Annotated in this window: 7 protein-coding genes; 2 read left to right on the top strand and 5 right to left on the bottom strand. The window is 67.0% G+C overall.

Annotated elements, in window-relative coordinates:
- Positions 1-38: 38 nt before the first annotated feature.
- Positions 39-809, top strand: a complete 771-nt coding sequence (locus LGR44_RS21275) for an HpcH/HpaI aldolase family protein (protein ID WP_226742724.1) — start codon at positions 39-41, stop codon at positions 807-809.
- A gap of 4 nt (positions 810-813) precedes the next feature.
- Here LGR44_RS21275 and LGR44_RS21280 read toward each other — a convergent pair whose 3' ends face one another.
- Entirely contained in the window at positions 814-1491 is a 678-nt protein-coding gene (locus LGR44_RS21280; protein WP_226742725.1) for an alpha/beta hydrolase, read from the bottom strand.
- A 44-nt stretch (positions 1492-1535) separates the two neighbouring features.
- Positions 1536-2183, bottom strand: coding sequence for a DNA-3-methyladenine glycosylase family protein (locus LGR44_RS21285; protein ID WP_226742726.1), 648 nt, complete (start codon positions 2181-2183; stop codon positions 1536-1538).
- A 29-nt stretch (positions 2184-2212) separates the two neighbouring features.
- Here LGR44_RS21285 and gluQRS point away from each other — a divergent pair, with 29 nt between their 5' ends.
- Positions 2213-3106 (top strand): tRNA glutamyl-Q(34) synthetase GluQRS, encoded by an 894-nt coding sequence (gene gluQRS, locus LGR44_RS21290; RefSeq protein ID WP_226742727.1) that lies wholly within the window; start codon positions 2213-2215, stop codon positions 3104-3106.
- Here the strand turns inward: gluQRS and LGR44_RS21295 are convergent.
- From LGR44_RS21295 to LGR44_RS21305, 3 genes are all read right to left on the bottom strand, one after another.
- Positions 3085-4002 carry an AEC family transporter gene (locus LGR44_RS21295; protein ID WP_226742728.1) on the bottom strand — a complete coding sequence of 306 codons (918 nt, stop codon included), beginning with the start codon at positions 4000-4002 and terminating at the stop codon, positions 3085-3087. The genes gluQRS and LGR44_RS21295 overlap by 22 nt on opposite strands.
- Positions 4003-4005: 3 nt before the next feature.
- The gene (locus tag LGR44_RS21300) at positions 4006-6045 is read right to left on the bottom strand and encodes a M23 family metallopeptidase (RefSeq protein WP_226742729.1); all 2040 of its coding nucleotides are present in this window, start codon (positions 6043-6045) and stop codon (positions 4006-4008) included.
- Between the two features lie 332 nt (positions 6046-6377).
- Positions 6378-6587: hypothetical protein (locus LGR44_RS21305; protein ID WP_226742730.1), on the bottom strand; the 210-nt coding region annotated here is incomplete at its 5' end.

Consider the following 6587-nt stretch of genomic DNA (forward strand, 5'->3'; position numbering starts at 1 on the left):
TTGTGCAAGAGACCGGAATACGGCTCAGAAAGGGCTCCATGCCTGCGAACCCGACATTCCTCGACCGCCTGAAAAACGGTTCTCCCGCCTTGGCCGCATGGTGCGGGTTGCCCGACCCGGCCATATCCGCCCTGCTGGCCCGCGAGGCCTTCGATGCCATCGTGCTCGATCTGCAGCACGGGGCCATCGACTTCACGCCCGCCATGAATGCCGTGCCGCTGATCGCGGCGGCCGGCAAGCCTGCGGTGGTCCGGATCTCCGTGGGGGACTTCGCCGCCGCCTCCAGGTGCCTTGATGCAGGAGCCTCGGGGGTGATCGCGCCCATGATCAACACCCTCGAGGATGCCCGCCGCTTCGCCAGCTTCATGAAGTTTCCCCCGTTGGGGGAACGGAGCTGGGGCCCCCATGGGGCGCTCACCGTTTCGGGCCTTCAGGGCGGAGACTATTTCAAGGCCGCCAACGGCCTGTCCGTCGCCTTCGCGATGGTGGAGACGCGGGAGGCGCTGGGCCTCGTCGACGACATCCTGGCCATTCCCGGGATCGACGGCATCTTCATCGGCCCGTCCGATCTGTCCATTGCCCTGTCGCAGGGGCGGCACATGGACCCGACGAGCCGCGAGGTCGAGGAAGCTCTCGATCACGCCCTCTCGCGAGCCAGGGCCGCCGGGAAGATCGCCGCCGTCTATGCCGCCTCGGGCGAACGGGCGGCCGAGCTCGTCCGCAGGGGCTTCCACCTGGTCTCCATCGCCAGCGACGTTTCCCTCATCCGTACCGGCGCCCAGATGGCCCTGAAGGCCGCCCGGGCCTGATCGCCTAACGCGGGTAGGGGAGGCCGAAGGCCTGGATCAGGAACAGCCCTCCGTGCCGCAGCGCCTCCTCGTCGATGGTGTGGGAGACGCCGCGCGAGAGATGCCACTGGCACGGCAGCTCCGCCGCGGCGAGCATCTCCTTGGAGAAGAAGAACATTTCGACCGGCACCACATCGTCCTGGTCGCCATGGATCAGCAGAACCGGCGGCTTCGAGCGGAGGGCGGATTTCAGGCTCTCGGGGCCCTTGCCGCTCTCCAGCACCAGCAGGCCCGAATAGCCGACGATGGCGGCCGGGGCCGTCGGACGACGAAGGCCCACATGCAGGGCCATCATGGCGCCCTGGCTGAAGCCGACGAGGGCGAGTTTCGAGGCGGGCAGCCCGTACCGCGCCAGCTCCGCATCCAGAAAGGCTTCGAGCCCCGGGCCCGCATAGGTTACCCCGCGCCAGAACTCTGCCGGGTCGCGCAAGGTGAGGGGAAACCATTGCCGTCCCATGGGCGCGCCCTCGCACGGATCGGGCGCGTGAGGGGCGATGAAGGCGGCGTCCGGCAGCCAAGGCTGCCATTGATGCCCCAGTTCGATGAGATCGTGCCCGTCCGCCCCGAGGCCGTGCAGGAGAACGACAAGCTGGCGGGCCTGACCGGACAGGGGAGCAAGGCGCGGAATATCGGCAACGGCCATGATCGGGATCCTCTGGGCACTGGCGACGAGACGAGCGGAGCGGGCTAAACGACCGGGCTACCTTCGCGGGCCCGGGCAATCCGATAATGTGCCCAAAGCACCTTGGCGGCTACGCCCCGCCAGGGCCGCCAGCGTTCTGCCATGGCCTCCATTTGCCGGGCATCGGGCCGCAACGCCAAGCCATACGCGAGACGGGCCGCCTCCTGGATGGCCAGATCTCCGCTCGGAAACGCGTCCGGATGACCGAGGCAGAAGAGCAGATACACGTCCGCCGTCCAGGGGCCGATGCCTTTGACCTGCGTCAGAAGGCGGTGGGCTTCGTCGACGGGAAGATCGTGCAGGCCTTCGAGCGGCAGGTTCCCGGCAATGACGTCCGACGCCGCCGCACGCAGGGTGCGGACCTTGCCCGCGGAAAGTCCGGCCGCGCGGAGTTCCTCATCCGGCAGCTGCAAGAGCCGCTCCGGCGACGGAGGCTCGAAAAGGCTTCTCAGCCGGCCCCAGATGGCGGCGGCACTGGCCGTCGAGAGCTGCTGGCCCACGACGATCCAGGCGAGACCCTCGAAACCGGGCGGGCGCCTGCGCAGCTGTGGAACGGCTCCCGCGGCAACGATCCTGGCGATGACGGGATCCGCCTGGGCCACCGCGGCGAGCCCCCTCTTGAGAACCTCTTCCGATTCGAGGAGGGTGGCCATCGATCCAGTCCTTTCCAGTGCAGGCCCCTGTGACGAAGCCGGTTTTTCGATTTGCCCCCAGTCCGAACGGGCGGCTTCACCTCGGCCATGCCTATTCGGCCCTCCTCAACACCGAGATGGCGCACCAATTCGGCGGCCGTTTCCTGCTGCGCATCGAGGATATCGACGTCACCCGATGCCGTCCCGAGTACGAGGCCGCCATCTATGAGGATCTGGCCTGGCTCGGGCTCCGATGGGAAGAGCCCGCTCGCCGCCAGTCGGAGCATTTCGGGGATTATCGCACCGCTTTTTCGACGCTGAAGGGGAGGGGGCTCGTCTATCCCTGCTTCTGCTCCCGTAAGGACATCGCCGAGGCGGTCGCATGCCGCGAGGTGGAGGAACAGGCCTGGCCGCGGGATCCGGACGGCGCAGCTCTCTATCCCGGAACCTGCAAGGGCATCCCGGCCGGGGAGGCGGAGCGCCGGATCGCCGGGGGCGAGGCCCATGCGTGGCGCATCGATATGGGCAGGGCTCTCGCCGCAGCGCCGGGGCCTCACGGGTACCGGCGCTTCGACCGGGAAGGGGCCGAGGAGGTCTGCGCCGCCGATCCCGGACGCTGGGGCGATGCGGTCCTCGTCCGCAAGGACGTGCCGACGAGCTACCATCTCTCCGTCGTGGTGGACGATGCCCTTCAGGGAATCACCCATGTGGTGCGCGGCAAGGACCTGGAGGCGGCGACCGATCTTCACGTCCTGCTGCAGAGCCTGCTCGGCCTGCCGACGCCGCGCTACCACCACCACGGACTCGTTCTCGACCTGACGGGCGACAAGCTTTCGAAAAGCCGCCAGTCCGAGGCTCTGGCCGATCTGCGCCTCCGCGGCGCATCTGCCGCAGATGTGTGGCAGCGCCTGGGCTTTGCGCCTCAGCCGATCCCGAGCACGTAGAGCCAGATCAGCGTCGTGCCCAGCGCCAGGATCGTGGAGAGGGTGACGGTGCTCGATGCAAGGGCGACGCCCTCGCCGTAGCGCTCGGCGAAGAGATAGGCGTTGAGGCCCGAGGGGCAGGAGGCGAACAGGACCGCCACCCCGGCCCAGACCGGCGGAATGGCGAAGACGTAGGTGGCCAGGAGCAGGACGACCAAGGGGTGCAGCACGAGCTTGAAGGCCGAGATCAGGGTCGGCAGCTTCCAGCCCATCTGCAGCCCGTAGCGGCGTAGCGCGATTCCCATGGAAATGAGGGCGCACGGAACGGCGGCGCTCGCCAGGAGCTCCACCACCTGCCAGGCCGGACCGGGAACATGGGGAGCAAGGGGACGGAGCGCAGAGCCGGCCAGGATCCCGACGACGATGGGATGAGTCGCGAGCCGCCGGAGAATGGTGAGAGGCGAGGCCTGGCGGCCTTCCGCCATGACGGTCGCGAGGGTCATCGTCACCGGCAGATGCACGGCGATCAGCAGGAAGAGCGGCACGGCGCCCTCGTCGCCATAGGCCTTCAGAATCATGGGTACGCCGACGAAGACCGTGTTCGCCTGCCCGGCCGAGAAGCCGGCCACCACGGCGGAGACGCCCTTGAGGCCGAAGAGGCGCCGACCGAGCACCATGGCCAACGCCCACACCACGGCGACACCGGCAAAGTAGGAGATCCAGTATCCCCAGGGCTGCACTTCGGGAATTTCGGCCCGGACCAGGGTGTTGAAGATGAGGCAGGGGACCGACAGGCTGAATACGAATTCCGACAGGCCCTCGCCCATCCGCTCCGAGACGAAGCCGGTCCGGCGCGCGAGATAGCCGATGCCGATCAGGCCGAAGACCGGCAGGACGATCGTGAGAAGGTCGATCATCGCTCAGCGCAGGTCGGCACGCTGGGCGAGGCTGGCCGAGGCTCCGGCATGGGACATGAGCTCGTCGATTTGTTCGCGCTGGCGCTTGAACTCGGCGAGACCCCGCCCTTCGAGTTCCCGCCCTCGGGGCAGACGGATCTTCAGGGGGTCGACGAAGCTGCCGTTGATGATCACCTCGTAGTGGAGGTGGGGCCCCGTGGAGAGGCCGGTATTGCCCACATAGCCGATGACCTGGCCCTGCTGGACCTTGGTGCCCGGGAAGATGCCCTTGCCGAACGACGACAGGTGGGAATAGGCGGTCACGTAACCGTTGGTATGCTGGATTTCCACGCGGCGGCCATAGCCGCCGGAATCCCACTTCGCCATGAGGACGGTGCCGTTTCCGGCCGCGAAGATGGGCGTCCCGATCCGGTTGGCCCAGTCCACGCCGGTATGGGGCCGGGTATAGCCCAGGATCGGGTGCCGGCGCGACCCGAAACCCGAGCGGAGGATGCCGTCGGCGATGGGTTTGCGCAGCAGGAACTTCTTCAGGGAGCGGCCCGCATCGTCGAAGTAGTCGATGGTGCCGTCCTCGCCCTGATAGCGGTAGACCCGTCGCGCCTCGCCTCCCACGGAGAGGGCGGCATAGAGCACCTCGGGCGTTCCGTCTTCGTCGTCCGATCCGAAGAAGATCTCGAAGCTGTCGCCCTGCGACACCCGGCGCTGGAAATCGACGTCGTAGCCGAAGATCCGCACCAGCTCGTCGACGGTCTCGCGCGGGAGCTCGTTCTTCATGGCGGTCTCGTAAAGGCTCTCGTAGAGCCTGACGCCGCCTTGGTCCTCTTCTCCGGTTTCCTCCTCCTGGGCGACGACGCTGTTCGCGTTGTTCTGGTCCTGAGGGGGCGTCACGGAGACGAAGACGCCGCGGTCGTTCGTGGCCGCGATGGCCTCGATTCCCCTGTCGCCCAGCACGAGCACGCGGACGATCTGCCTGGGGTCACCAAGGCGCGGGCCCGGCGCGATGAGGATGCGCAGCCGCTGACCTTCCGTAAGGGCGGCGACCTTGATCCGGGCCGAGAGCGCCGCCGTGACGGCCTCGATCTGCTCCGGCGTGGCTCCGTAGGAGCGAAGGGCGGTTTCGAGGGTCTCGCCCTTCTTGAGAACGAGATCGCGCTCCTCGACGAGGGGGCTGGAGGCCCGCTGGTCGATCTTCGGCAGCTCGGTCACGTTCTCCGGGACCACCCGGACCTCGATCGTGCTGAAGGGGGCGTCGATGGTGTGGGCATAGCCCAGGGCGTCCCCTAGTCCTTCCGGCTGCCGCAGAGTGCGCGACAGCATCTGCTGAGCGGGGATCGCGACGGCGGCTTGCCGGCCCGCCTCGGCGGCTAAACGGCGCTCCTCCTCGATCATGGCAAGCACATCCTCGTCCGCGAGGGCGGGGGCGCTCGCCTCGATGGCGATCGAGGTGAGGTCGTGCCTGACGACCGAGACATCGGCATCGACGATCTCCGGTGCCGCCTCCGGCGCGCGCTCCTGAGGGCTGTCGACGAAGAGCTGCCTCGGATTGAAGGGCGGGATGTCGGTGGCATAGGTGCCGGTGGAGAGGGACAGGTTGGTGGCGATCCGCACGAATTGCCGGACCTTGATCACCTCCCGGTCACCGTTCCGGATCGTCATCGGAGCCCGGAAACTCTGCCTGGCCAGAACCGTGTTCTCGGTCAGGTTGAGCCGATCCCCCTTGCGCGAGGCGTTCGACGACCGCTCGACACGGCTGTCGACGCTTCGGGCCGTGCCGATCGTGGCCGGTTCCGGAGGGTCGGCCGATACGGTCGCTCCCTCGAGGGCGATATAGATGGAGGCGCCGATCAGGACCGCGCCCGTGACGCCGGTGAGGACGCTCGCACCGAGCCAGCGCAGATTGATGTCTCGCCTGTCGAGTTCCGCCGCGCCGCCTCCCGTGGCGTTGAGCGGCGGCTCATGGCCGAGATCGATCCCGGACGACCCGCGGAGAGACTCCTTGGCGAAGCTGTCGGCATGGTCGTTGTCTGGGGAGGTCTGGCTCATCGACTTGTAAGGGCGCACATGGAGAGAAGTTTGTCGTCGCAGAAGCGCACGGCGCTCTAGCACACTAGAACACGTCCGCACAGGCCGGCCAACCGACCGTATCTGCCGCGGCACAGGATGCAAAGCCTTGCCGTTGGGGCAGATCCTTCGCCTCCAACTTTGTCGGAGGTGAGGCGGTAGAGCCGTCTCGCTGCACTTCCCTGTGCGGTGTCTCACGGGGGATACAAAAGCGTCAAAAAACTTTCACATGGTTGTTGACACCGAAAAGAGGTTGGGCTTATAAAGCGCCCATCGACGCCGACCGCCTGAGCGGCTGGCGCCGAAACCTTCTCTCAAAGGTTCGAAGCGCAAATAGCCTGGCTTCGCTGGGCTGTCGTTCTGTTCCGATGAGGTTGGTCCGTTGGCATCTTCTTCTTTTTGGTTTTGAGGAGGGGGTTGACGGGGAGGTTTGGTGAACTTATATCGGGTTCATCGCGGTGCTGCCGATGCGGCGCCGAGGCTTCCACGGACAAGCGGATGACCTGGCCGGTTTTGCCGGACGG

Source organism: Microvirga lenta, from assembly GCF_020532555.1.
GTDB classification, from domain to species: domain Bacteria; phylum Pseudomonadota; class Alphaproteobacteria; order Rhizobiales; family Beijerinckiaceae; genus Microvirga; species Microvirga lenta.